We start from the raw sequence: 26,083 nt of genomic DNA, 5'->3' as shown, positions 1-26,083 counted from the left end.
CATCAGGCCGCACCTGACTACCGACTCTGCTTTCTCAACAGATAAATAAAATACGGCGCGCCTATAAAGGTCGACAGCAGTCCCGCCGGGATCTGGTAAGGGAACAGCACCATCCTTCCACACCAGTCCGCAAATACCAGAATGACTCCGCCCGTCAGGGCTGACATCACAATGTGCGGCATTGTCCGGCGGAACCCCATCATTCTGGCGATATGCGGTGCCATCAACCCGACGAAGCTCAGCGGGCCAATAGTCATGGTTGCCGTTGCCGTGAGGCACGCTGCCAGCAGGAGAAGTGCGACACGCGTAGGCGTCAGCGCCATGCCCACAGCCCGCGCCGTTTCGCCGCCGAGCGGCAGAATGGTCATCCAGCGACGACACAGCGGCACAATCGCCAGCAGCACAATCATTACGATCCCGGAATGCACAACCTGGCTGGCGGTCGCGTTGTAGGTTGAGCCAGAAATCCAGGTCAGGATCTTCGCCATTCGCGGATCGCCACTCGCCTGCAGCATCATCAACAGCATCGTAAAGGCCGTGCTGAGCGCCATCCCGGCCAGCAACATCCGGTGCGGGGAAAATCCGCCGCGGCCAGAGGCAATCAGAATAATCATCAGCGTCACCGCCGCACCGATACTCCCGGCAGGCATCAACCAGCCAAACGCGTTCCCTGGCACCAGGAACAGCATCAGCACCACGCCAAAGGCGGCACCGGAGCTGATCCCCAGCACTTCCGGGCTCGCCATCGGGTTACCGGTCAGACGCTGAATAATACAGCCCGCAACCGCCAGCATCACACCGGCAATAAGCGCGGAGAGGATCCGCGGCCAGCGCCATTGCAGTAATTCGTTGAGTAAATCACCCGTTGCCCAGTGCCAGCCTGCGGCATCGCGCCCAAACGCGAGTGCGGCAAACGAGGCGAGAAGCAAGACTCCCAGACCGGCAAGGCTAAACCACAGTACCGACTGACGTTCCGCGTAGACCTTATCGCCCGCGTCCATCGCAGGCGCGCTGATGCTGCGCAAACGCGGGAGCAACCACAGCAGCAGCGGCGCACCGATAAGCGCCGTTGCTGACCCGGTAGACACTTCCATCCAGACGCGGGCCAGCCAGAGAATGATCTGATCGGAAAGCCAGAGGATCAGCGCCCCGATCAACGGTGCGAGCAGCAGACGCGCCAGCAGCCGACGCGCCCCGAGCATTTTTGCCAGCAGCGGCGCAAAGAGACCGATAAAGCCGATAATGCCAACCGCGTTAACCAGCAGAGCGCTCAGCACAATCGCCAGCGTGAGCGCCGCCAGGCGTGCCAGCGACAGTGCCAGCCCCAGGTTGCGCGCCACGCCATCATCCAGCCCCATGAGCGTCAGCGGACGCAGGAGCAGCAGCGTCAGCACGACCCCGCCCGCCAGCTGCGGCCACAGACGCTGCACGATGCTCCAGTCGGTCTGGGTGAGCGTGCCGGTGCTCCAAAGGAACATACTTTGCAGCTGATCGTGATGAAACAGCACCAGCAGCTGGTTAATCGCACCGCAATAGAGGCTGACAACCAGCCCGGCAAGAATCAGCGTTACCGGAGAAAGGCGTTTCCCCCAGGCCACACCAAAGACCAGCGCCCCTACGACACACGCCCCCGCGAGGGCCGCAAACTGCGAGGTTAACGCGCCGGGCAATGCCCACAGCGTGGTGATCGTGATCCCAAGCTGCGCCCCGGTAGCGACGCCCAACGTGGTTGGCTCCGCCAGCGGGTTACGTAATACCTGCTGGAATAAGACGCCTACCAGGCCTAAACCGGCCCCGACCAAAAGGGAGATCGCCAGACGCGGCAGCAGGCTGTAGTGGAACAGCATCTGCTGAATATTGTCGATATCCGGCGAGACCAGCGCGGCTCCCCACTGCGCACGCGGTAACGCCGTCGAGAGATTGAACCCGGTGAATGACAGTGCAGCCAGAAAAAGCACGGACAGCAGTAGAACCGGGAAACGCGCGATACGGGTACTCATGCTTTACCTCCCAGCGCGTTATCCAGTACGCGGGCAAAATGCATGGCCGATAGCGTCGCGCCGTAGAACCACACAGCGGGCGCACGCTGGAAGCGCTTCTCGCGCACAAACGGCATCGCCTGCCAGAGCGGCGTCGCCATCAGCGTTTGCATTTCGCGCTCGTTGCCGTGGTCAAAGCACAGCACATCCACATCACGAAACGCCGCCAGACGATCGATACCGACGGCGGTACTGCCCCAGAAGGTCATCTCCCCTTCCCACGCATTGCGAATGCCAAAGCTGTCCAGCACCTCCTGGAACAGACAGTTTTTACCGAATACCAGCATATGGCGGGCATCCAGCAGCGTCACCATCAGCAGCGGGCGATCGCCCCGCCCGGCAAAGCGCGGCTTCAGGGCGTCAATCAGGGCATCGAATTCATCGAGATGCTTTTTGGCTTCCGTTTCACGGTTGAGGAAATGCGCCATCTCGTTGATCGAGTTTTTCGCCACGGTCAGCGGTTTTTTACCGTCGCTAAAGGAAAAACCGCGCCCTGGCGCAATACGTGCCATGGTCTCTTCTGACGGGCCATAGCCCGCAGACCAGAACAGGAATGACGGTTTCATTTGGGTAAGCAGTTCGAGGTTTGGCTCCGTACGCAGGCCGATGTCAATCACCGAGTCCGGCAGCTTCGGCTCGTTCACCCAGAGGTTATAGTTAGGGATGTCCGCCACGCCATAGGGCGTGACACCCAACGCCATCATCAGCTCTACCGGCAGCCACTCCAGCGCCACAATGCGGTGAGGATCGACTGCGGCAGCACGCGCCGTCGTCATGTTAAACAGCAGGGGTGAGAGCGCCATTGCCGTCAACAGGCGACGACGGCTGATAAATGTGTTGTCCAGCATCAGTACACGAAGCTCACCGGTGCAGCCCCAGCCGGGTGAGGCAAGATACCCATTGGAATACCGTAAATGTGTTCCAGCGTTTCGCTGCGCATTAATTCTGACGGTGTTCCCTGCGCAATCATTTCGCCGCCGCGTAACGCGACAAGATAATCGCAGTAGCGAGCCGCCATGTTGATATCGTGCAGGACCGCAATCACCGTCAGGCCACGCTGCTGGCTTAACCGGTGTACCAGCGCCAGCACGTCGACCTGATGGGCAATATCCAGCGCAGAGGTAGGCTCATCCAGTAGCAGGCAACGGCTGTCCTGAGCCACCAGCATTGCAATCCACGCCCGCTGACGCTCACCGCCAGACAGGCTATCCACCAGACGGTGCGCCAGCGGTTTTAGCCCAACCAGCGCAATCGCCTCTTCCACTTTCTCCCGGTCAGCCGCGCCGAAGCGCCCAAGCGCCCCGTGCCACGGATAACGCCCAATCGCCACCAGCTCACGCACCGTCATCCCTTCCGCCTGCGGCAACTGCTGCGGCAGATAGGCCACTTTGCGCGCAAAGGCTTTGCTGCTCCAGCTCTCCAGTTGCTGTCCGTCCAGCAGGATATCCCCTTCAGACGGCGGCTGATGGCGTCCCAGCATCTTAAGGAGCGTGGATTTACCGGAACCGTTGTGACCAATCAGGCCCGTCACTTTACCGGCCGGGAACGTCAGAGAGAGCGGATGCAGCAACGTGCGTCCGGGTACGCGAAAGGAGAGATGATTGAGCGTGAAGGTGGTGTCGGTTTGCGTTTGATTATCCTGCATATCAGCCAACTTAAATAAAAAGGGCACGGCGAACCGTGCCCAAAAAGAGATTAGAAGCGGAAGGTCGCGGTGGCGACAACCTGACGTCCTGCTCCCCAGTAACACGCATATTCGCTGTAGCAACTGGAGACGTATTCGCGGTCGAAGATGTTGTTTACGTTGACACCGACAGAAGAGCCCGGCAGCCCAAAGCGAGCCAGGTCGTACTTCACGGTCGCATCCGCCAGCGCATAGCCCGCGACGTTGAACGACTGGTAGGCTTTTGGCGACGAGGCAGAGTAGTAAGAAACGGTATTACCGATGTATCGGGTTCCCGCCCCTACCGTCAGACCGCTCAACGCCGTCTCGTGGAAGGTGTAATCTGTCCACAGAGACGCCATATTACGCGGCACTTCCGCCGGACGGCGGCCTTCATACCAGGTATCGTGCGTGTATTCTGCATCAGTAAAGCTATAGGATGCCGTCACATTAACGTTTGCCGTTACTGCCGCTTTCGCTTCCAGTTCGAACCCGCGGGAACGAATTTCACCGCCCTGTACGCTAAAGCCGCTGGTCGGGTTCGCCGGATCGGCCGTCAGGTTGTTGTTTTTAGTCAGCTGGTATACCGCTGCAGTCACAACCACTGGCAGATCTTTCGGTACATACTTCACGCCCGCTTCATACTGTTTGCCACGAGCCGGATCGAACGGTTTACCGCCCTGGGTTGCACCGGAAATAGGCTCGAAGGATTCGCTGTAGCTGAAGTACGGCGTAATACCGTTATCAAACAGGTAGTTGATCCCGCCGCGCCAGGTGAACGCCCGATCGTTGATTTCAGCCGTCGTGTCAGAGGAACGCGTCAACGTGGACGTTTTGGCGAAATCATAGCGTCCGCCAAGGGTCATGACCCACTTATCCCATTCAGCCTGATCTTGCGCGTACAGGCCCGTTTGTTCCTGGCGATTGAGCACGGCATACGGGAAGTTCACGTTGATATTGGCATTGTTATGCTGCGGATTACTCATGCTGATAGGGTCAGCGGTGCCGTAATCAGCATCGATATCGTTACGCATGCGCAAGTAATCGACACCCGTTAACAGGGTATGATCCACTGCACCGGTCGCAAATTTGGATTGCAGCTGAGTATCAACTGTAAACGAATTCAGGTTTTCATCAGAACGTACATAGGCCCGGCTGATTTTCCCCGGCGCGATATAGCCGTTGCCGTAAACAGAACGGTAGAGTGTATTAACTTTGGTATAGCGCAGGTTTTGACGTACGGTAAAGGTATCGTCAAACTCATGTGAGAAGCTGTAGCCCACCATCTTCTGGCGACGGGAGATCTTGTTGTCTTCGTCACCTTCATTGAAGTCTGTCGGCAGCTTGTGCGCATTGCCATTGGCATCATAGTACGGCACAACGGTGCCTTCCCGCGGCAGCCAGCCGTAATAGCCTGCATCCGGATCGCTCTGGAAATTACTCAGGAAGGTGAAATCCGTTTTATCGTCAGGACGCCAGCTGAAAGCGGGTGCAATGGCGTAGCGGGTGGACTTAACCATTTCCTGCTGTGCATTTTCGCTGCGCCCCAGACCGGTGAGGCGGTATGACCACACGCCGTCATCATCAATCGCATCGCTAAAATCAAACCCGGTTTGCCACAGGTTATCGGTACCCATTTTGAACTGGATTTCTTTCAGTGGCTCGGTGGTTGGGCGCTTGCTGACCATGCTGACCACGCCGCCCGGGTGGCTTTTACCGTACAGAACGGATGTTGGGCCACGCAGCAGTTCGACGCGCTCAAGGAAATAGGGATCCATTGACGCTTCAGAATAGTTATCACCCTGTAGCTTCATCCCGTCCAGGTACTGGTTAGTATTCACGGTAGTGGAAGTGGTGAAACCACGGATAGAAACTACATCATATGTTGTTGATGCACCGCGAGTAGCAAAAACGCTCGGCGTATAGGCCAGCGCTTGCTTCACCGTCCCCGGCTGCTTCATGTCCATCTCTTCACGAGTGACTACGGAAATAGACTGCGGGGTTTTCTCAATTGGAGTATCGGTCTTGGTCGCCGTGGCGGTGCGCTTGGCCGCAATCGTGGGTGCCGGTCCCCAGGCACTTTCCTGTGCCGCAGGCGCTGCAGTTACCGTAATGGTTTCTTCTTTTTTCGGGGTTTCGGCAGCATGTGCATAAGCCGACATGCCGGCAACCGCTGTGGCTACGACGACCGCGACTTTACGCAGCGACGTGTTGATTGGCTGAGCAGTATTGGAAAGCGCCATGTTGTATCTCTGATGGAAAGGTTAATGATAACGTAAACGAGAATTATTATTATGAGCGCAAGAATAATAGGCGAAACGCCGGTTGCATAGCAAGCAATAAGCGGCCCTACGAGAATTGAGGGATTAAGAATTAACCAGATGAAAACAGGGGGTTAATGATGTTAGCGAAAGGATCGCCAAAACCCGCCGGAGCGGGCGGGAAGCATTAGCGGTAAAACAGCTCGAACGTGGCGACCGCCTCGACTTTTCCGGGTTTGACCTCCCCCGTTTTGACGTAGCGGGCCTTCAGGGGGATCTCTGCGGGCACCTTGTCTTGCGTAGCGGATATCGCAGTATAGGTCTGGTCAAACTGAAGGACGGTATCGTTGCTGTCGAGAATTTGAATCCCCACCCCTTGTGCGGCAGCATCACCGGATGCAATGCCCAAAATCGAGCCGTTGGTCACCCCCGTCGACCCCGTGCGGGTGAACTGATAGTCAATCTTTGTTCCCGCCGCGCAGTCGTTTATTGCGATCTTAAAGCTACCATCAGTCAGTATCTCTGAGTATTGCCCGTCAAAATCCTGAGAATTGACCGTTTTGAGAGGAACAAAAATGTTACGGTCAACCAGATTACAGGTATTGGTCGTAATATGGACGCTGGTGGGCGAAAAACGCATTTCACCGACCACGACACCGCCGAGCGTATCCTGCGAGGTCAGGCGCGAGGTATCCAGCATCCCGTCCTGGACCTGGCCGATGACCACCAGTTGAGCGGCGGCCCGAAAGACGTGGGTGCCATCAGACCCGCCATGTTTGTAGCCATAATACTGCCAGGGACGAATGAGGTCCTCCTCTATATAGTCGGGCAACCGTTCGCTTGACGCCGCCGCACGGATGCCAATCCCCGGCACGTTGGTTTTATAGACGCCCGGCAGAACGTCCTCACGCGCGTCGGCATCCGTCAGGGTCAAATAGCCGCGCCGGATTTGCGCGTCAGCTCCGCCACAGTGCACCGTAATTTCATTGGATTCGACGGCATTGTCATAAATTACGGTCCCCACAGGGGTATCGGGATCGAGCATAAAGACCGCTGGAAGCTGAAAGGTAACAATGCCGCCAGATCCATCCCCGCCGCTGAAAGTACATTGAGCAAATGCCGGATGTACCCGCGCGGCGGCGACCAGCAGTACGGCAGAGATAACGGTTCTCACCAGAATAGTCACGCGCATTTTCTCTCCAGCCTCATTGGCAATTAACCGCGGTATTAATGATTCCCTCGCCATTGTCATCGGGTAAATCGATGACGCCATGACACTGTTCGTCGCCCGCCTCTCCCCACTGCGCGCTGAACGATGTGTGTCCATTAAGCCCTGAGAGGTAGACCTCGCCATCATCCCCGACAATCGCGGTGGTGTTATCAAGCGCCACGATGGCACCAAACGGCACTGGTTTACCCTGATGACGCAGCGTGACCAGCGCGCGACGCCCAACGCGGGCCTCGAAGTTCGCCAGTATCGCCGCGCCTTTTGTCGGCACGAGATCTAACGTTGCCGCGTCAATATCAATATCGCTGCGTTCCTGCGTGTTTACCGTGAGGGTGTTGTGTCGGTAAGCGGTAAGCGACGGCACGATGGCATTACCAAACGCATCGGTATAAATGCCGCGGCCGCTCTGAACGTTGACATCCTCTCCGTCGTTGATGTGTACAATCGCGAAAGCGTCCCGCACGGGCTGCCCCAGCGTAACGCCCTGACCGTGAGCCACGATGGATCCCTGAGCGTTATAGTTCCACTGTCGGTTATCCCCGCCGTAGCTGTACCCCATGCCAACTTCGCCGGACGAGCCGCGATAGCGCCCGGATACGCTGCCGCCATAGCCCGTATCTTTGTTGGCGTAGGTCTGCTGGAGGTTATAGCTCAGCTTGTTATCCTCAAGCGCGGTCCCCCCGATCCCCACCTGGTGCGAGACATACCCGCCGCTTGCGGTATTTACGCTGTAGTTTGCCCATGCGTTAGAGAGCCAGTGCGATAACGGGATATTGACGTTCAACGCCAGTTGCCGATCGGAATCGGCATCTGGCGTGCGGGTCAGGTTGTAGCTTATCGACCAGGTAATATCCCGCCAGCTGGAGCTCAGCCCGGCGCTGACGCTGCGCTCGTGGCCGTCCATATCCCAGTAATCCTGCTGATAGCCGTTAAGATACGCCGAGCCCCAGTCAGAAAGCCGCTGGGAAAGGTTTACCTGCATGCGGCTTCGGCGGTTGTTGGTTCTGCGATAGGTATAAATGCCGTCATCAATCTCGCTGTCGCGCTGATCGATAGCCTCCTGAAAGGTATAAAACCCGGAGGTGGAATAGCGGTAGCTGGCAAGCGTGACGGTGGTATCTGTGTCGGGAATATCTTTTGAATACTGCGCTCGCCATGAAAGTCCATTTGCGTCATCACGTCCGTCATCAAAGGCGGTTCTCGCGGTGGTGATATCCACCGAGGCTGAGCCCAGATGACCCAAATCCGCGCCAACCCCCAGCAATAGTGCATGATACATCGACGCACCCTGAGCGCCGGTGTAGGCCGTCACGCCATACGGCAGGCCATAAATAGCCGTACCTTGCACAAAGGTGGGCTCATCTTCCCCTTCATTGCCGCGATAACGCCCGGCCGCCAGCGAATACTTAAACCCGCCCTCACGCTGGAGGACCGGCACCGACGCGCTGGCCTGTATGAAGCTATGCTCCGAGCCATCCGCCTCTTCAACGGTGACTTCCAGATCCGCGCCGGAGGCGACCTGGCTTAAATCACGGATCTCAAATGGCCCCGGCGAGACGTTGGTTTGATAAAGGGTGTAGCCGTTTTGCTTAATGGTGACTTTTGCATCGCTGTTGGCAATCCCCCGCACGACTGGCGCAAACCCCTGCTGGCTGACCGGTAGCATCGCCGTATCCGTTTCCAGCGTCAGGCCGGTCATCTGCACGCTGTCGAACAGCTCGCTGTTGGTGTACGTCTGGCCCAGTTCAAGCTGGCTTTTCAGCGCTTTGATATCGCGCTGCAGGGTGGTGGCGATGGCTTCCCAGCCCGAAGAGTCACTCCAGGTACTGTTGTTGCGCAGCCGCCACGCGCCCAGATTAAGACCCGATGTCAGGCCAAGCCAGGTTGATGAGGTTTGGCCCGTGCTGTAATGCTGCTGAGAACCGCTGAGCTGATAGCTTGTCCAGGCCACCGGAGCACCGTCATCCCAGAATTTCGGGTTAATGGCGCCCGCAGCCGCGAGGTTGCGGTAGGCCTGGGGAATGACCAGCGTCAGGGTCTGGTTATCCTGATTGTAATCGTAGCGAGCATGTTCGATAAAATGGGAGATATCCCAAATGCAGGCCGCATCGTCCATATCTTTGAGATCCGGCACCGCGTCGACGTTCACGCCAAATTCACGCAGATCCGCTTTGGTCAGCTCCGGCAGAAGCTGCTGCTTATCGTCAGAAAGCACATAGGTGACCTCGCGTTTATCCACGACGTCCCGATCCCACATGATGGTGGTCAGATAGCGCCCTGCCAGCAAGCCGTTATCATTAATGAAGTTTTTGAGCGTAGCGGTATTTTCCAGCGGCGTATCCAGCTCAAGGATCCGCAGGTTGAATTCGTCATCAGCCCACGCAGGTGGGATCGCGACGAACAGTGCGAGCACGATCCCGGACCATACCTGTTTTTGGCGAGAGGGAGAGGACATAGCATTCCAACACGATCCCGTTAAAGGGCCTGCTTGCGCTGAGGGGTTTGCGCCCCAAAATCATTGATTGCCGTCCAGGTCACCGCACCCGTCGCCCCTTTTGGCAACGCAAAATGCTGCTCGCTAAACGGTGCAACCATCATCGAAATAGCCCCCGGCGTGGTTTCGGTCTCTTTCACCGGTACGCTTTTCCCGCCCACGGCCAGCTCGCCAAAGGAGACGTAAAACGGCGTGGGGTTTTTAGCAATAAGCGTGTCGCCCTGACGACGGAACGTGATTTTTTCATCCGCCACCAGCGCATCGGCCTCTTTTAACTGAGACGGGCGCCAGAAAAGCTTCAGCCGCGTTTTCATCGCGAACTGCAGGGTATTTTTCTCTTTCAGCTCAGGCGACAACGCGGAGACCGATTTCACATTCGCCAGGAACAGCGATTCACGGTCTGATGGCAGGCTTTTTTTATCGCCAGTAAAAATAACGTGTAAAAGGGTTTGACGATTTTCCTGCAGCTTATAAACAGGAGGGGTAATAACGAAGGGCGCTTTTGCATTATTGACATAGCTGACCCAGCTTTGTACCAGATAACGCGTATGGGGATCTTTATTTTTAAGGGCTATTTGTACTTCAGCTTTATTTGATGGGTAATGGTGCCAACTTACTGATTTAGTGTACGATGGTGTTTTTGAGGTGCTCCCGTGGCTTCCATCTCCATCAGTTGTCCCTCCTGCTCAGCTACTGAAGGCGTGGTGCGTAACGGTAAAAGTACTGCCGGACATCAGCGCTATCTCTGCTCTCACTGCCGTAAAACATGGCAGCTACAGTTCACTTACACCGCCTCTCAGCCCGGTACACACCAGAAAATCATTGATATGGCCATGAATGGTGTTGGATGCCGGGCAACCGCCCGCATTATGGGCGTTGGCCTCAACACGATTTTACGTCACTTAAAAAACTCAGGCCGCAGTCGGTAACCTCGCGCATACAGCCGGGCAGTGATGTGATTGTCTGCGCTGAAATGGACGAACAGTGGGGCTACGTCGGTGCTAAATCACGTCAGCGCTGGCTGTTTTACGCGTATGACAGGATACGGAGGACGGTTGTGGCGCACGTCTTCGGTGAACGCACTCTGGCCACACTGGAGCGTCTTCTGAGCCTGCTGTCGGCCTTTGAGGTCGTGGTATGGATGACGGATGGCTGGCCGCTGTATGAATCCCGCCTGAAGGGAAAGCTGCACGTAATCAGCAAGCGTTACACTCAGCGAATTGAGCGGCATAACCTGAATCTGAGACAACATCTGGCAAGGCTGGGACGGAAGTCACTGTCGTTCTCAAAATCGGTGGAGCTGCATGACAAGGTCATCGGGCATTATCTGAACATAAAACACTATCAGTAAGTTGGAGTCATTACCTATTTGATGGATAAATAATACGAGTACCACCCAAAACCACGCTGGCCTGCGCTGACAGACAAGAAATAATTAAACAACCACATAACAATTTAAATAAAGTCTTCATACAACGTTCCAAAAGGCAGCCATAAAGGCTGCCAGTAATGACTTAGCGATAGACAACCTCGAAAGTTGCCGAAGAAGAATAGCGGCCTGCGGTGGGTGCAGTATCACCAATCTGAATCACCTTCGCGATGTAGTTAAAGACTGAGGCATTTGTTCCCGTCGCATCGTTAGCCACATCCGTTCCCGTCGAAGGCAGGGAGCCATCAAATACCACATCGTCTTTCGTGCCGTTTTCATTGCTGACGATGATGCCAACGTTGGTGGCATTACCGGCGCCGCTGAGGTCGTTCTTCAGACGTTTATGCGCGGCATCCGTTGTCGTTCCGCTGAATTTGAGGTTGAGTTTGGCAACCAGCGGGTCACATTTTTTCACTTCAATATTAAACGTTTTGCTGGTGCCCACTGCGCCATCAGTGCCAAAGTCCGACGCATAGGTATCGGGGAACGTGACGGTTGACGAGGTCGTACCGGAGCCATCAACATTAATTTCACAGGTGTCGGCCACCACTTTCCCGGCAAAGTTCACCGTGCCAGAATCGTTTCCGGCAAATGCTGGCAGAGACAGCGATGCCATTATGCTTGCAGCCAAAAATGAAGAAAGAACATACTTACTCATAATCATATCCTTATATATATCGATGCAGTCATCCATTCCCGCCCCAATACTGTGCGTCAGAATGTTATTTAAGCGCTCATATCACTCATACAGGGGTAATTAACCCAGCCATGTTTCAGGAAAGCCTGTGATTCCTTGAGGCGATTAAATCAGATCATTCTTACCAGTGTCCAGATAGCCTAAAAACCTCCTGCACATAATGGCGCACAAGACTATGTTTTAAATAAAAAATAATGAATCTTAGGAATTCTTAATTTTGAATTAACTTTTTTTAAAGGATTGCGGACTGTAAACAATAAAAAAGGCCGCTTTAAAATAAAGCGGCCTTTTATTCAGGGAATTAATTAATTCCCGCCAAACATGTCCTTAATCCAGCCGGCTACGCCATCGCTGTCTTTCTTCTCATTCTGCTGCTGCGGCTGTTGTTGCTGCGGCTGCTGAGGCTGAGAAGATTGATCGAACGGGTTGCCCGTTGGCTGTTCAGGCTGGCTCTGCTGGCAGAGGGAGTCCGGGTTGGTGGTCCAGACCGGCAGGGTACGCATCCCACCGCCGCAAACAAAGTTACCGGAACCGTCCACGCCCATATCGACGATATCTTCCGGCGCAACCAGGTTCAGCGGCACCGGAGACTGATTCGCCAGATAGCGCTGGTAAATCGACATCGCCCCGCTTGCACCGTACAGCTTGGTTGGCTGGTTGTTATCACGGCCTACCCAGGTGATCACCACTTCACGGCCATCAATACCGGCAAACCAGGTATCGACGTTGTTGTTGGTGGTCCCGGTTTTACCCGCCAGATGCAGACCCGGATATTTCGCCCCCAGCTGACGGCCAGTACCGCGCTGCACAACCTGCTGCATGGTCCACAGCGTCATATAGGCCGCCTGCGCAGGCACCGCACGTTCTGCCTGTGGGAAGCTCTGATACAGCACGGAGCCATCCTCGGCAATCACCGAGCGCAGGGCCGAAAGCGGCGCACGGTTACCGCCGCTGGCAATGGTCTGGAACGCCTGTGCCACTTCGATCGGCGTCAGGTTAAGTGCCCCCAGAATCATCGCCGGAACCGGATGCAGCTGATCTTTCGACACGCCCAGTTTCTGCCAGGTGTCGACAATCGCAGGCAGGCCCAGCGCCATACCGAGGTTAACCGTGGGGACGTTCATGGAACGGGTCAACGCATCCACCAGCATAACCTGGCCGCTGAACTGTTTATCATCGTTCTGCGGGGACCAGACCTGACCGTTAGGCTGACGCAGTGAGATTGGCGCATCGGCAATCCAGGTGTTCAGACGATACAGATTCGGCTGACTCAGGGCGGTGAGATAGGTCGCCGGTTTTGCCAGAGAACCAATCGAACGACGCGCCTGCATGGCACGGTTATAGCCCGCATACTGCGGCTCGGCACCGCCCACCATCGCGCGTACTTCGCCGGTGTTGCGGTCAACCACCACCATGGCGGTTTCCAGATCGCTCAGCTTGCGCTGTTTCTTCAGTGCCGGAATACCTTCCACCGCGGCTTTTTCTGCTGCATCCTGGGCCACGGAGTCAAAGGTGGTGAAAATCTTCACGCCGGAGAGATCTTTGACCTTATCACCGAGCTTGCTTTGCAGCTCCTGACGCACCATTTGCATAAACGCAGGCTGAGGAGAGATCACCCCACCGCGCGGCTGCACGCCAAGCGGACGCGCGCTCAGCATGTCGTACAGTTCCTGATCGATCACCTGCTGTTGTTGCAGCAGACGCAGGACCAGGTTACGACGCTCCAGCGCCAGTTTCGGGTTACGCCACGGGTTGTAGATGGACGCCCCTTTCACCATGCCCACCAGCAATGCCTGCTGGTCCAGGCTCAGCTCTTCCACCGGGCGGCCAAAGTAGTACAGGCTTGCCAGCGGGAAGCCGCGGATTTCGTTATCGCCGCTCTGACCGAGGTAAACCTCGTTCATGTACAGCTCAAGAATACGATCCTTGCTGTAACGCGCATCCATCAGCACGGCCATGTACGCTTCGTTGGCTTTACGCCAATAAGAGCGTTCGCTGGAGAGGAACAGGTTCTTCACCAGCTGCTGAGTCAGCGTACTCGCCCCCTGCACGGTACGACCCGCGGTCAGGTTCGCCAGTACCGCACGGCCGATAGAGTAAAGGCTGATGCCGTCGTGCTCGTAGAAGTGACGGTCCTCGGTTGCCAGCAGCGTATCCACCAGCAGATCCGGGAAGCCGTTACGCGCCACAAACAGGCGCTGCTCGCCGTTTGCCGACGAGAGCATGGTGATCAGACGCGGATCGAGACGGAAGAAACCGAACTGACGGTTGTTATCCATGTTCTCGATGGTATCCAGACGATCGCCGTCAAAGGTCAGACGCGCGCGCACCTGCCCCTCTTTGCTGTCCGGGAAGTCGAACGGACGGCGGATCATCTCAATGCTTTTCGCCTGAACGGTAAATTCGCCAGGGCGCGTCATCTTCGACACCTGACGATACTGGGTCGCTTCCAGCAGTTTCACCATCTCGTTCTTACTGATGGACATATCTGGCTCAAGGTTCACCATACGGCCATACACTGCCGCAGGTAACTGCCAGACTTTACCGTCGATACGGCTGCGGATCTTCTGATCCAGATAAACGCCGTAAATCGCCATCAGCACAACAAAAACAATGAACAGCTTCAGCAGCAGCCAGAACCAGCCGCGTTTGCCCCGAGGCTTGCGCCCTTTGCCTTTTCCTTTACGCGGCATCGGTTCTTCATCCTCATAATCGTCTTCATAGTCATCGTCATAGTCCTCATCTCTGAGGCGACGACGGCTTACCTTTTCTTTCGCCGGACGCGTGGGTTTTCCCTTACGTCCTATTGGCTCGCGGTCATTCCCCGCCATGCTTTTTCTCCGCAACGTTCAGGCGCAAAGGCCCGATTCTCATTTCTTCCACTGACCTGTGAAAGAAGAAATCTCTCAAAATAAACAGCAAGACTTTCCTTGCAGGAAAGTCTTTAGTGTTTTCTCCCTCTCCCCATGGGAGAGGGCCGGGGTGAGGGCATCAGGCCGCACAATCCAGCCCGCACAATCCAGGCCGCACTCCCCTCTTCCCCTGATTCACGAATACTTCTTCGTCCGCCGTGTCGGCGCCGTATTCGCCGGATCGTCCGGCCAGACGTGTTTGGGATAGCGCCCTTTCATCTCTTTCTGCACGTCCCGGTAACTTCCCGCCCAGAACGCGCCCAGATCGCGGGTGATCTGCAGCGGACGCTGCGCAGGCGACAGCAGCTCAAGCACCAACGGCACACGCCCTTCTGCGATAGACGGTGTGGTGGCTTCACCAAACATCTCCTGCATCCGTACCGCCAGCGCCGGAGGATTATCCTCATGATAACGAATGGCAATCCGGCTCCCGGTGGGCACAGTGTAATGCCCAGGCAGCTCACTATCCAGACGTTGACGTAATGACCAGTCCAGTAAGTTCTGTAACGCGGTCTTAACATCAAGCTCCTTGAGCGCACGCAAGGAGTGTACGCCGCTCATTTGCGGCAGTAGCCAGTGCTCAAGCGTAGCCAGCAGCGTCTCATCATCCACCGCTGGCCAGCCGTGTTCCGGCAGCCACTTCGCGGCGCAGTGCAGGCGTATACGATACTGTTCAGCTTCCGGCGTCCAGTTCAGTACGCTCAGCCCTTTTTCCCGGATGCCGTTCAGCATCGCCTGGTGTAACTCTTCTTCTGACGGCTTCGCCAGCGGTTTCGTCCCGAGCGTCAGTTTGCCAATCTGACTGCGGCGAAACGCCTTTAGCGTGCCCTGAGTCTCATCCCATTCCACGATATCGGACTGCTGCAGCAGCTGCGGACAAGCGCGGGTCAGCGCATCAATGTCTACGGCAAACGCCTGTAAAATACGTGCGTCAGGAGAGTGGCTCCCCTGAAGCAAAAGCGGGGCAATCAGCCATTCGTGACGCGTTAACGCATCATCGCTGTCCAGCATCGCCCCCATGCCGTTTGCCAGCTGATAGCGCCCGTCCAGCCCGCGGCGGCGGGCAATTCTGTCCGGGAAGGCTTCTGACAGCAGGGAGGCAATTTTATCGCTGTCAGGTGAACCGCCCCGGCTATTCAGGCGTTTGGCCAGCTGCTGCGCCCGCTGCTGCCAGTTCCCCTGATTACGCGAAAATGCCTGTACCAGATCGCTACTGCCACCGCGCGGCGGCTCCTCAAGGATAGCCGCCAGCCTGGCCGCCGTGGCAATTTCATCGTTCCCTTGCGCGGCCACCAGCATGGCAGCCAGACGCGGATCGTTACCCAGCGCCGCCATTTTCTGCCCGCGCGCCGTCAGACGCTCGCCTTCCAGCGCGCCAAGCTGAGTCAGCAGGCTGCGCGCCGCCGTGAGGTTAACCGCTGGCGGAGGGTTGAGCCATGTGAGCTGGGCAGGGTCAGGACAGCCCCATTGCAGGAGATCCATCACCAGGCCAGACAAATCACTTTGTAAAATTTCTGGCGTGCTTTGCTGTGCGGCACGCTCAGCTTGCTCCGCGCTGGTCAAATGCAGACAAATGCCCGGCGCAAGACGCCCGGCACGGCCCGCACGCTGGATCATCGACGCCTGGCTGATGCGCTGCGTGAGCAGCTTAGTCAGCCCGGTGCGCGGGTCAAAACTGGCCACCCTCTCCTGGGCGCTATCCACCACCAGGCGAATGCCTTCGATGGTCAAACTGGTTTCCGCGATATTGGTCGCCAGCACCACTTTGCGCTGCCCCGCCGGGGCGGGAAGGATCGCTTTACGCTGATCGGCCAGCGACAGCGCGCCATAGAGCGGACACAGAATAATGTCGCTACTCACCCGTGATGCCAGTTGCTCCTGTACGCGCTGGATTTCTCCCACACCGGGTAAAAATAGCAGCAGCGACCCCGGCTCCTGACGAAGCAGTTCAGCCGTGGCGACAGCCACCGCTTCGTCAAAACGCTGATGGGCAGGTAGCGGCTGATAGCGCCGCTCCACCGGGAATGCACGACCTTCGGAGGCAATCACTGGGGCATCAGGCAGCGTCTGCTGCAGCCGCGCGTTATCCAGCGTCGCCGACATAATGAGCAGCCGGAGGTCATCGCGCAGCCCCTGCTGGACGTCCAGCAACAGCGCCAGGGCCAGATCCGCCTGCAGGCTGCGTTCGTGGAATTCATCCAGGATCACCAGCCCCACGCCGGTCAGTTCCGGATCGTTTTGCAGCATGCGGGTGAGAATGCCCTCGGTAACCACTTCAAGGCGCGTGGACGGGCCAACGCAGGTTTCGGCACGCATCCGATAACCTACCGTTTCGCCCGGTTTTTCGTTCAGCAGTTCCGCCAGTCGCTGCGCCACGTTGCGTGCGGCGAGCCTGCGCGGCTCCAGCAGGATGATTTTTCCGGCAATCTTCCCTTCTTTGAGGATCTGTAGCGGCAGCCAGGTGGATTTGCCCGCCCCCGTAGGCGCGTTAAGCAAAACCTGCGGGGCGTGGTGTAAGGCAGCAAGAAGCTCGGGAAGGACGACGGCGACCGGCAATGAGGACACTAACAGCTCCAGAGGGTTAACATTAGTCGGCGTACATTGTAGCATCGGCGCATATCATTACCGAGTCCCCCGTATGTCTGAGTCAAAACGACTGTTTTTTGCCATTGAGCTGCCCGCCCCTGTTCAGCGGCAAATCGTTCGCTGGCGCGCTGAACATTTTCCACCGGAAGCAGGTCGGCCCGTTGCGGCCGCGAACCTGCATCTGACGCTGGCATTTCTGGGCGACGTAAGTGCCGGGAAACAGCGGGCGTTAGCCGCCATGGCCGGGCGGATTTCTCAGCCGCCGTTTACGCTGCACCTCGACGATGCAGGGCAATGGCTACGTTCGCGCGTGGTCTGGCTGGGCACGCGCCAGCCACCGCGCGGATTATTGCAGCTGGCGAATATGCTGCGCGCGCAGGCGGCGCGCAGCGGCTGTTATCAGAGCCCGCAGCCATTTCATCCGCATATCACGCTGCTGCGCGATGCCGGTCAGGCCGTTGCCCTACCGGCCCCGGGTTTTCACTGGGCTTTCCCGGTCAATGCATTCGCGCTTTATGAATCTGTCTTTGCTCAAGGACGCACACGCTATACGCCGCTACAGCGCTGGACGCTGGGCGACACGATGAAGGAATCCTGATGAAGTTTAGCCCTGCACTCCAGCCCGCCACGCTGATCCAACGCTACAAACGCTTCCTCGCCGACGTGGTGACACCTGAGGGGAAAACGCTCACTCTGCACTGCCCCAACACCGGAGCCATGACCGGTTGCGCCACGCCGGGTGACACGGTCTGGTATTCCACTTCAGAAAATACTAAACGCAAATATCCCCATACCTGGGAAATAACTGAGACACAAAGTGGGGCATTTATTTGCGTTAATACCCTGCGCGCCAATCAACTGGTTAAGGAAGCGCTGACCCATGGCACTATTCCCGAACTGGTGGGTTATGGTACGCATAAAAGTGAAGTGAAATATGGCGATGAAAGCAGCAGAATTGACTTCATGTTACAGGCGGAAGACAGGCCGGAGTGCTATATTGAAGTAAAATCAGTGACGTTAGCGGAACAGGAAAATGGCTACTTCCCGGATGCGGTTACGCTACGTGGACAGAAGCACCTGCGGGAGCTAATGAGTGTTGCGGCGGCGGGCAAACGCGCCGTACTGCTGTTTGCGGTACTGCATTCAGCCATTGAACGGTTCTCCCCTGCCCGCCATATTGACCCTAAATACGCGCAATTGTTGAATGAGGCACAAAAGCAGGGGGTAGAGGTTTTCGCTTATAAGGCGGAACTTTCTGCCGATAATATGACTCTGAGATCCTCTCTTCCCATTGTCTTATAAGGGATTAGACGATTGATGATTATGTGTTCTGGCCGCGTGCGCAAATACGCTTTTCCTCACAGGCTTGTCAAGTGTTACGTTTAGATAATTGCCATACGGAAAAGCATCTGCTATTTATAGCGACCTGATTTTTCCCCCAACACGGGGATCGATAGTGCGTGTTAAGGAGAAGCAACATGCAAGAAGGGCAAAACCGTAAAACATCGTCCCTGAGTATTCTCGCCATCGCTGGGGTGGAGCCGTATCAAGAGAAACCGGGCGAAGAGTATATGAACGAAGCCCAGCTGTCGCACTTCAAGCGTATTCTTGAAGCATGGCGTAATCAACTCAGGGATGAAGTCGATCGCACCGTTACGCATATGCAGGATGAAGCTGCAAACTTCCCGGATCCGGTAGACCGTGCCGCTCAGGAAGAAGAGTTCAGCCTCGAACTGCGTAACCGTGACCGCGAACGCAAACTGATCAAAAAGATCGAGAAAACGCTGAAAAAAGTCGAAGACGAAGATTTTGGCTACTGCGAATCGTGCGGTGTTGAAATCGGTATTCGTCGCCTGGAAGCGCGTCCAACCGCCGATCTGTGCATCGACTGTAAAACGCTGGCCGAAATCCGCGAAAAACAGATGGCCGGTTAATACCAGCGCTGTTTACCCACTCCAAAGGCGGGAGTCTCTCCCGCCTTGTTAACGTTGATATGTCTGAATCACACTATATCGGGCGCTTCGCGCCATCTCCCTCCGGTGCATTACACTTCGGCTCATTAATTGCCGCGCTCGGCAGCTACCTGCAGGCTCGCGCCAGCCAGGGCAAATGGCTCGTCCGCATAGAAGATATTGACCCGCCGCGTGAAGTTCCCGGTGCTGCAGAGACCATACTGCGTCAGCTGGAACATTACGGCCTGCACTGGGACGGCGAGGTTCTCTGGCAGTCAAAACGCCACGAGGCGTATCGGGAGCGTCTGGCCTGGCTCGCTGAGCAAGGGCTTTCCTACAACTGCACCTGCACCCGCGCGCGTATCCAGAGCGTTGGCGGCGTCTATGACGGGCACTGCCGTACGCTCAATCATCCCCCGGAGAACGCCGCCGTGCGCCTGCTGCAACGTGCGCCCGTCACCCGTTTCCACGATCTGCTCTCCGGAGAGATCCGTGCCGATGAACGTCTGGCGCGCGAAGATTTTATTATTCACCGTCGTGATGGTCTGTTTGCTTATAACCTGGCCGTTGTCGTCGACGACCATTTCCAGGGCGTCACGGAAATTGTGCGTGGGGCAGACCTGGTCGAACCTACCGTGCGGCAAATATCGCTGTATCAGCAGTTTGGCTGGACGGTACCGGGTTATCTTCATTTGCCGCTGGCGGTCAATGCGCAGGGCATTAAACTGTCCAAGCAAAACCACGCCCCAGCCCTGCCAGACGGCGATCCGCGTCCTGTTTTGATCGACGCGCTGCGATTTCTCAACCAAAATGTAACCCACGAATGGCAGGATCTGCGTATTGACGAACTGCTGAAAATGGCCATCGCGCAATGGACGCTCACGGCGGTGCCAAAAATCCAGCATTCTCAAATGCGTTGCGCTGAGCTATGATTAGCCGCTTTTTTCATAACAAAACACACTACGAGGTGTACCATTTTTACCCGAGTCGCTAATTTTTGCCGTAAAGTGCTAAGCCGCGAAGAGAGCATGGCGAACGATGCTATTGCACAGCCACACATGTCGGTTATTCCGCGTGAGCAGCACACTATTTCCCGCAAAGATATCAGTGAAAATGCCCTCAAGGTGCTCTATCGTCTGAATAAAGCGGGCTACGAGGCCTATCTCGTTGGCGGTGGGGTGCGTGATTTACTGCTGGGCAAAAAACCAAAAGATTTCGACGTGACGACCAGCGCCACGCCTGAGCAGGTGCGCAAGTTATTCCGTAACTGTCGTCTTGTTGGCCGCCGTTTCCGTCTTGCTCACGTCATGTTTGGGCCAGAAATTATCGAAGTGGCGACCTTCCGCGGCCACCACGAAGCGGGCGCATCCGATCGCACGACCTCCCAGCGCGGCCAGAACGGTATGTTGCTGCGTGACAATATTTTCGGTTCTATCGAAGAAGATGCCCAGCGCCGCGACTTCACCATCAACAGCCTCTATTACAGCGTGGCGGATTTCACCGTGCGTGATTACGTGGGCGGTATGCAGGACCTGAAAGAGGGCCTGATCCGCCTGATCGGCACGCCAGAAACGCGTTATCGCGAAGATCCTGTGCGTATGCTGCGTGCCGTGCGTTTCGCTGCCAAGCTCAACATGCGCATCAGCCCGGAGACGGCAGAGCCGATCCCGCGTCTGGCGACGCTGATCAACGACGTGCCGCCTGCCCGTCTGTTTGAAGAAGCGCTGAAGCTATTGCAGGCTGGCTACGGGTTTGAAACCTACAAGCTGCTGCGCGAATACAACCTGTTCCAGCCGCTGTTCCCGACCATTACGCGCTACTTCACCGAAAACGGTGACAGCCCGATGGAGCGCATGATTGCGCAGGTGCTGAAAAATACCGACACCCGCATCCAGAATGACATGCGCGTGAACCCGGCATTCCTGTTTGCGGCGATGTTCTGGTATCCCCTGCTGGAAACCGCGCAAAGAATTACTCAGGAGAGCGGCCTGGCCTATTACGATGCCTTCGCGCTGGCCGCAAACGACGTGCTGGACGAAGGGTGCCGTACGCTGGCGATCCCGAAACGTATTACCACGCTGGTGCGCGACATCTGGCAGCTTCAGCTGCGCATGTCCCGTCGCCAGGGCAAACGCGCCTGGAAACTGATGGAACATCCAAAGTTCCGCGCCGCGTTCGATCTGCTGTCCCTGCGTGCGGAAATTGAACGCAATCAGGAGCTGCAGCGTCTGGCGCAGTGGTGGGCTGAATTCCAGGTTTCCGCTCCGCCGGAACAGAAGGATATGCTGACCGGGCTGGATGAAGAGCCCGCACCGCGTCGCCGTCATCGTCGTCCGCGCAAACGTGCGCCGCGTCGTGAAGGTTCAGCATGACACTCGCCTGTATCGCCATCGGCAGTAACTTAGCCTCTCCGCTGGAGCAGGTTAACGCTGCCGTAAAGGCGCTGGGCGAGATTCCGCAAAGCCGGATCGTCGCCGTCTCGTCGTTTTATCGTACCCCGCCGCTCGGCCCACAGGATCAGCCTGATTATCTGAACGCTGCCGTGTTGCTGGAAACAGCCCTTGATGCAGAAGCGCTGCTGGATAATACCCAGCGCATTGAGCTCCAGCAGGGCCGCGTGCGCAAAGCCGAACGCTGGGGACCGCGCACCCTCGATCTCGACATCATGCTGTTTGGCCAGGAGGTGATTCATACCGATCGCCTCACCGTACCGCATTATGATATGAAAAATCGCGGATTTATGCTCTGGCCGCTCTTTGAAGTCGCCCCCGATATCACCTTCCCGGACGGTACCTCGTTAAAGACCGTTCTGGACAACCTGAACGCGGAAAAACCCGCTCGCTGGTAAACCTCTCCCCCACCGGTTGGCCGCTAAATAATTGTGGTTAATCGGTTGCCTAAAATCATTGTTCCCCGGAATGTTACTGTTAGAATGCGCAAAGATTCGCTTTGGGCTATCAGGAAACAGTATGAAACCAACCACCATCTCCTTACTGCAGAAATGCAAACAGGAAAAAAAACGCTTCGCCACCATCACCGCGTATGACTACAGCTTCGCCAAACTGTTTGCCGAAGAGGGTATCAACGTCATGCTGGTCGGAGATTCGTTAGGGATGACGGTACAAGGACATGATTCCACCCTGCCGGTCACGGTTGAGGATATTGCTTACCATACCCGCGCCGTGCGCCGCGGTGCGCCAGCCTGCCTCCTGCTTTCCGATCTGCCGTTTATGGCCTATGCCACACCGGAGCAGGCATTCGAAAACGCGGCGGCGGTCATGCGGGCCGGGGCCAATATGGTCAAAATTGAAGGAGGAGCCTGGCTGGTTGATACGGTGAAGATGCTCACCGAACGCGCCGTGCCGGTGTGCGGCCATCTGGGCCTGACGCCACAGTCCGTCAACATCTTTGGCGGCTACAAGGTGCAGGGCCGTGGCGATGCGGCACAGACGCTGTTTGATGATGCCCTGGCGCTGGAAGCTGCAGGCGCGCAATTGCTGGTGCTGGAGTGCGTGCCTGTTGAACTGGCGAAACGTATCACTGAAGCGCTGTCGATTCCGGTGATTGGTATTGGTGCTGGCAACGTGACCGACGGGCAAATTTTAGTGATGCACGACGCCTTTGGTATTACCGGCGGGCATATCCCGAAATTTGCGAAAAATTTCCTTACCGAAGCGGGCGACATGCGCGCCGCGGTCAGGCAGTATATTGCCGACGTTGAATCCGGTGTTTACCCGGGTGAAGAACACAGTTTCCATTAAGGAGTCTCGTTGTGCTAATCATTGAAACCCTGCCGCTGCTTCGCCAGCACATCCGTCGCGCGCGTCAGGAAGGTAAACGTATTGCACTGGTCCCGACCATGGGCAACCTGCATGACGGCCATATGAAGCTTGTCGACGAAGCAAGAGCCCGTGCAGATATCGTGGTGGTCAGTATCTTCGTAAACCCCATGCAGTTTGACCGCGCAGACGACCTGGCGCGCTACCCGCGAACCCTGCAGGAAGACTGCGAGAAGCTCAAAAAGCGTCAGGCGGACATTGTTTTCGCGCCGTCTCCGGCAGACGTTTATCCTCAGGGAACCGGCGAAGCAACCTACGTGGACGTTCCGGGAATTTCGACCATGCTGGAAGGCGCCAGCCGTCCGGGCCATTTCCGCGGCGTCTCCACCATCGTCAGCAAATTGTTTAACCTGGTGCAGCCGGATATCGCCTGCTTCGGCGAGAAAGATTTCCAGCAGCTGGCGCTGATCCGCAAAATGGTGGCGGACATGGGATATGATATTGAGATTGTGGGCGTGCCGATCGTGCGCGCTAAAGACGGGCTGGCGCTCAGCTCCCGCAATGGCTATTTGACCGCCGAGCAGCGTAAAATCGCCCCCGCGTTAAGCAAGGTCATGAACAGCATGGCAGAACAGCTTCTGGCGAAAGCATTAACCGCAGAAGAGATTATTGCTCTTGCGGAACAGGCGCTGAACGACAAAGGTCTCCGGGCTGACGATGTACAAATCCGCGATGCTGATACGCTGCTCGAACTTGCAGAGACAAGCAAACGTGCGGTAATTCTGGTGGCGGCATGGCTTGGCCAGGCTCGCCTGATTGACAACAAAGTGGTTGAGCTGGCGTAGTTTTTCTACCCGGAAGATGAAAGGTAAACGTAATGATTCGCAAAATGCTGCAAGGTAAGCTTCACCGTGTGAAAGTGACTCAGGCAGACCTGCACTATGAAGGCTCCTGCGCCATTGACCAGGATTTCCTCGACGCGGCGGGTATTCTTGAGAACGAAGCGATCGATATCTGGAACGTCAATAACGGCAAACGCTTCTCTACCTATGCAATTGCCGCCGAACGCGGGTCCAAAATCATCTCCGTCAACGGCGCGGCAGCACACTGCGCAGAGGTGGGCGATATCGTGATCATCGCCAGCTTCGTGATGATGTCTGACGAAGAAGCGCGTCGCTGGCAGCCCAAAGTGGCCTATTTTGAAGGCGATAACGAAATGAAGCGCACGGCAAAAGCTATTCCTGTTCAGGTCGCCTGATTTCTTTTCCCTGGACTCATTTTTATCCCATTCACTATCAAAATGAGTCCAGTCTTTTTTGTGCAAGCCACGATCAATTATAGCGCATTTAATAGGATTTAAATAAATAATCAAAGAAATCTCAGAGAATTATATTATATAATTCCCAAATCATAATTCCCACCCATTAAGAAAAACTTAAACCAACCTGCAGTTTTAATCACCCCCGTTGACTAGTCTTATCCCAAATAAATCTCTAGAATCCGCCACGAAATAACATTTCAGATTTTAAATCAATAGCTCCAAAAAAAATTATTGATTTAAATGTTTTAACTTCAAAATATGGATATTGGTATGTCTTTTAAAAAAGTTAGCATGGGTATGGCAATTGCACTGGCTCTGAGCGCAGGTTCCGCAATTGCAGCTGTTCCAGGTGACACAGGTACGATTACTTTCCACGGCATGGTGTCTAACACCACTTGTAAAGTTTCCCTGGATCAGAAAATTGACCAGAGTGGTAACGATTTCGATGTCACCCTGGACACCGTATCTGTTGCTGATTTTGGCACCACTGCCCTGGGTACTACCAGCACCCTGGGCCAGAAAAAATTCAACCTGGCGCTGACCGGTTGTGATACTGCTACCGTGGCTAAAGCATCTGCACAGTTCAACTCCTGGGCGGGTTCTACTTCTACCGAAGGCGGCCTGCTGGTTCCACCAGCAAACGCTCAGGGTTCTGCGAAGAACGTTAACCTCGTACTGAGCAACGATGGCAATACCAAAACCGATCTGGTGAAAATCGACCAGACTAACAACACTCAGCAGGCCACTGTTGATACAAGCGGCGCGGCTAAGCTGTACTACAAAGTAGCTTATACCCAGGGCCAGGGTTGGGATCAAACCACTAACCCAGTATCCGCCGGTACCGTGCAGGCACAAGTTGCCTTCACCATGAACTACGAATAAACCTCTTTGTTTTGCAGGTTTTAAATAATCCCCCGCTTCTGGGGGATTATTCTTATCATTCCAACAGGAAGTGGAAAAATTATGTTTAACGCATCCGCAATTAAAGGATTAAAGACCGCGCTGTTTACTGCTGTTTTATTTTCAGCATCACACGCCAGTGCCGATATTGTTATTTCCGGCACCCGCATTGTTTACCCTGAGTCATCAAAAGACGTCATCGTTAACCTGGATAACCGTGGTGCAAAACCTCTGCTGGTTCAGTCCTGGCTGGACGACGGTCGCGACGAAAAAAGCCCGGAAGAACTTAAGCTCCCGTTCGTGATCACCCCGCCAGTTTCACGTATCGACCCTAAGCAAGGTCAGTCTCTGCGTATTACCTACATGGGTCAGTCGCTGCCAAAAGACCGCGAATCGTTGTTCTGGTTTAACGTATTAGAAATTCCGCCAAAACCTAAAAATGCCAACGCCGAAAATACAAACCAGCTTCAGCTGGCGTTCCGCACCCGCATAAAATTCTTTTTCCGTCCAGACGGACTGAAAGGCTCAGCGCTGGAAGCCGCCGACCATGTCACCTGGACCATGAAGAAAGACGGCAACGGCGTCAGCCTCGTCGCCCATAACGAGTCCCCGTACAACGTAGCGATTTCAATGGTCAAACTTAAGTCGGGCCAAAAGACCTATGAGGTAGCCCACCAGTCTGTTCTACCTTTCAGCGAGAAAGCCATGCTGGTCAAAGGATTAACCACCACCACAACCGGCAAAGTGGCATACGAAACAATTAACGATAACGGTGGGGTCGACAACCACGAAACCACGTTGAAGTAATTTGCCACCCGACAA

Annotated in this window: 21 protein-coding genes and 1 pseudogene; 12 read left to right on the top strand and 10 right to left on the bottom strand. The window is 55.8% G+C overall.

Translation table 11 applies throughout. From position 1 onward, the window contains the following. Positions 1–17 precede the first annotated feature (17 nt). From fhuB to BFV64_RS03730, 7 genes and pseudogenes are all read right to left on the bottom strand, one after another. On the bottom strand, positions 18–2,000 hold the full coding sequence (gene fhuB, locus BFV64_RS03760; protein WP_023332122.1) for a Fe(3+)-hydroxamate ABC transporter permease FhuB: 1,983 nt from the start codon (positions 1,998–2,000) through the stop codon (positions 18–20). After that, positions 1,997–2,887, bottom strand: a complete 891-nt coding sequence (gene fhuD, locus BFV64_RS03755; protein ID WP_014882614.1) for a Fe(3+)-hydroxamate ABC transporter substrate-binding protein FhuD — start codon at positions 2,885–2,887, stop codon at positions 1,997–1,999. The genes fhuB and fhuD overlap by 4 nt, the downstream gene beginning before the upstream one ends. Beyond that, positions 2,887–3,684: a Fe3+-hydroxamate ABC transporter ATP-binding protein FhuC gene (gene fhuC, locus BFV64_RS03750; RefSeq protein WP_059372497.1), complete on the bottom strand. Its 798-nt coding sequence runs from the start codon at positions 3,682–3,684 to the stop codon at positions 2,887–2,889. Before fhuC ends, fhuD begins: the two co-directional genes overlap by 1 nt. A 50-nt stretch (positions 3,685–3,734) precedes the next feature. Then, positions 3,735–5,945, bottom strand: a complete 2,211-nt coding sequence (gene fhuA, locus BFV64_RS03745) for a ferrichrome porin FhuA (protein WP_047624634.1) — start codon at positions 5,943–5,945, stop codon at positions 3,735–3,737. A gap of 205 nt (positions 5,946–6,150) precedes the next feature. After that, positions 6,151–7,155, bottom strand: a complete 1,005-nt coding sequence (locus tag BFV64_RS03740) for a fimbrial protein (protein ID WP_059372499.1) — start codon at positions 7,153–7,155, stop codon at positions 6,151–6,153. A 13-nt stretch (positions 7,156–7,168) separates the two neighbouring features. Continuing rightward, positions 7,169–9,646 (bottom strand): fimbria/pilus outer membrane usher protein, encoded by a 2,478-nt coding sequence (locus BFV64_RS03735; protein WP_069601710.1) that lies wholly within the window; start codon positions 9,644–9,646, stop codon positions 7,169–7,171. 20 nt (positions 9,647–9,666) lie between these two features. Further along, a pseudogene (locus BFV64_RS03730) lies at positions 9,667–10,287 on the bottom strand (fimbrial biogenesis chaperone); the annotation flags it as partial. 51 nt (positions 10,288–10,338) lie between these two features. On the opposite strand from BFV64_RS03730, the gene BFV64_RS03725 reads away from it, so the two are divergent. Beyond that, positions 10,339–11,036 (top strand): IS1 family transposase gene (locus tag BFV64_RS03725; protein WP_223216367.1). Its coding sequence is split into 2 segments (ribosomal slippage): positions 10,339–10,588 and positions 10,588–11,036, totalling 699 coding nucleotides; the frame shifts between segments, so codons are not numbered across the junction. Positions 11,037–11,199: 163 nt separating this feature from the next. On the opposite strand, the gene BFV64_RS03720 is transcribed toward BFV64_RS03725, so the two are convergent. From BFV64_RS03720 to hrpB, 3 genes are all read right to left on the bottom strand, one after another. Continuing rightward, the gene (locus tag BFV64_RS03720; protein WP_137984526.1) at positions 11,200–11,772 is read right to left on the bottom strand and encodes a fimbrial protein; all 573 of its coding nucleotides are present in this window, start codon (positions 11,770–11,772) and stop codon (positions 11,200–11,202) included. 344 nt (positions 11,773–12,116) lie between these two features. Then, complete coding sequence (gene mrcB, locus BFV64_RS03715) at positions 12,117–14,642, bottom strand: bifunctional glycosyl transferase/transpeptidase (RefSeq protein WP_014882607.1); 2,526 nt, start codon at positions 14,640–14,642, stop codon at positions 12,117–12,119. A 216-nt stretch (positions 14,643–14,858) separates the two neighbouring features. Then, a complete protein-coding gene (gene hrpB, locus BFV64_RS03710; protein WP_069601708.1) occupies positions 14,859–17,288 on the bottom strand; it encodes an ATP-dependent helicase HrpB in 2,430 nt (809 codons plus the stop codon). A 73-nt stretch (positions 17,289–17,361) separates the two neighbouring features. On the opposite strand from hrpB, the gene thpR reads away from it, so the two are divergent. The 11 genes from thpR to BFV64_RS03655 all read left to right on the top strand — a co-directional run bounded on the left by thpR (position 17,362) and on the right by BFV64_RS03655 (position 26,068). Further along, on the top strand, positions 17,362–17,907 hold the full coding sequence (gene thpR / locus BFV64_RS03705) for an RNA 2',3'-cyclic phosphodiesterase (protein ID WP_023332115.1): 546 nt from the start codon (positions 17,362–17,364) through the stop codon (positions 17,905–17,907). After that, on the top strand, positions 17,907–18,611 hold the full coding sequence (gene sfsA / locus BFV64_RS03700) for a DNA/RNA nuclease SfsA (protein WP_023332114.1): 705 nt from the start codon (positions 17,907–17,909) through the stop codon (positions 18,609–18,611). Before thpR ends, sfsA begins: the two co-directional genes overlap by 1 nt. Positions 18,612–18,787: 176 nt before the next feature. Continuing rightward, positions 18,788–19,243, top strand: coding sequence for an RNA polymerase-binding protein DksA (gene dksA / locus BFV64_RS03695; protein ID WP_001155232.1), 456 nt, complete (start codon positions 18,788–18,790; stop codon positions 19,241–19,243). Positions 19,244–19,302: 59 nt separating this feature from the next. Beyond that, complete coding sequence (gene gluQRS / locus BFV64_RS03690) at positions 19,303–20,193, top strand: tRNA glutamyl-Q(34) synthetase GluQRS (RefSeq protein WP_063433967.1); 891 nt, start codon at positions 19,303–19,305, stop codon at positions 20,191–20,193. A 42-nt stretch (positions 20,194–20,235) separates the two neighbouring features. Beyond that, positions 20,236–21,633: a polynucleotide adenylyltransferase PcnB gene (gene pcnB, locus BFV64_RS03685; protein WP_072093610.1), complete on the top strand. Its 1,398-nt coding sequence runs from the start codon at positions 20,236–20,238 to the stop codon at positions 21,631–21,633. Continuing rightward, positions 21,630–22,109, top strand: a complete 480-nt coding sequence (gene folK / locus BFV64_RS03680; RefSeq protein ID WP_045134593.1) for a 2-amino-4-hydroxy-6-hydroxymethyldihydropteridine diphosphokinase — start codon at positions 21,630–21,632, stop codon at positions 22,107–22,109. Before pcnB ends, folK begins: the two co-directional genes overlap by 4 nt. Positions 22,110–22,230: 121 nt before the next feature. Then, positions 22,231–23,022, top strand: coding sequence for a 3-methyl-2-oxobutanoate hydroxymethyltransferase (panB, locus tag BFV64_RS03675; RefSeq protein ID WP_014882600.1), 792 nt, complete (start codon positions 22,231–22,233; stop codon positions 23,020–23,022). A gap of 11 nt (positions 23,023–23,033) precedes the next feature. Continuing rightward, entirely contained in the window at positions 23,034–23,885 is an 852-nt protein-coding gene (panC, locus tag BFV64_RS03670; protein ID WP_014882599.1) for a pantoate--beta-alanine ligase, read from the top strand. Between the two features lie 32 nt (positions 23,886–23,917). Then, positions 23,918–24,298 (top strand): aspartate 1-decarboxylase, encoded by a 381-nt coding sequence (gene panD, locus BFV64_RS03665; RefSeq protein ID WP_014882598.1) that lies wholly within the window; start codon positions 23,918–23,920, stop codon positions 24,296–24,298. A gap of 333 nt (positions 24,299–24,631) precedes the next feature. Next, on the top strand, positions 24,632–25,243 hold the full coding sequence (locus BFV64_RS03660; protein WP_047344010.1) for a fimbrial protein: 612 nt from the start codon (positions 24,632–24,634) through the stop codon (positions 25,241–25,243). A gap of 81 nt (positions 25,244–25,324) precedes the next feature. Beyond that, entirely contained in the window at positions 25,325–26,068 is a 744-nt protein-coding gene (locus BFV64_RS03655; protein ID WP_069601707.1) for a fimbrial chaperone, read from the top strand. Positions 26,069–26,083 lie beyond the last annotated feature (15 nt).

Source organism: Enterobacter kobei (assembly GCF_001729765.1).
Lineage (GTDB): Bacteria > Pseudomonadota > Gammaproteobacteria > Enterobacterales > Enterobacteriaceae > Enterobacter > Enterobacter kobei.
Note: the sequence above shows the minus strand (reverse complement) of the source record. Positions and strands in the feature narration are given on the sequence as shown.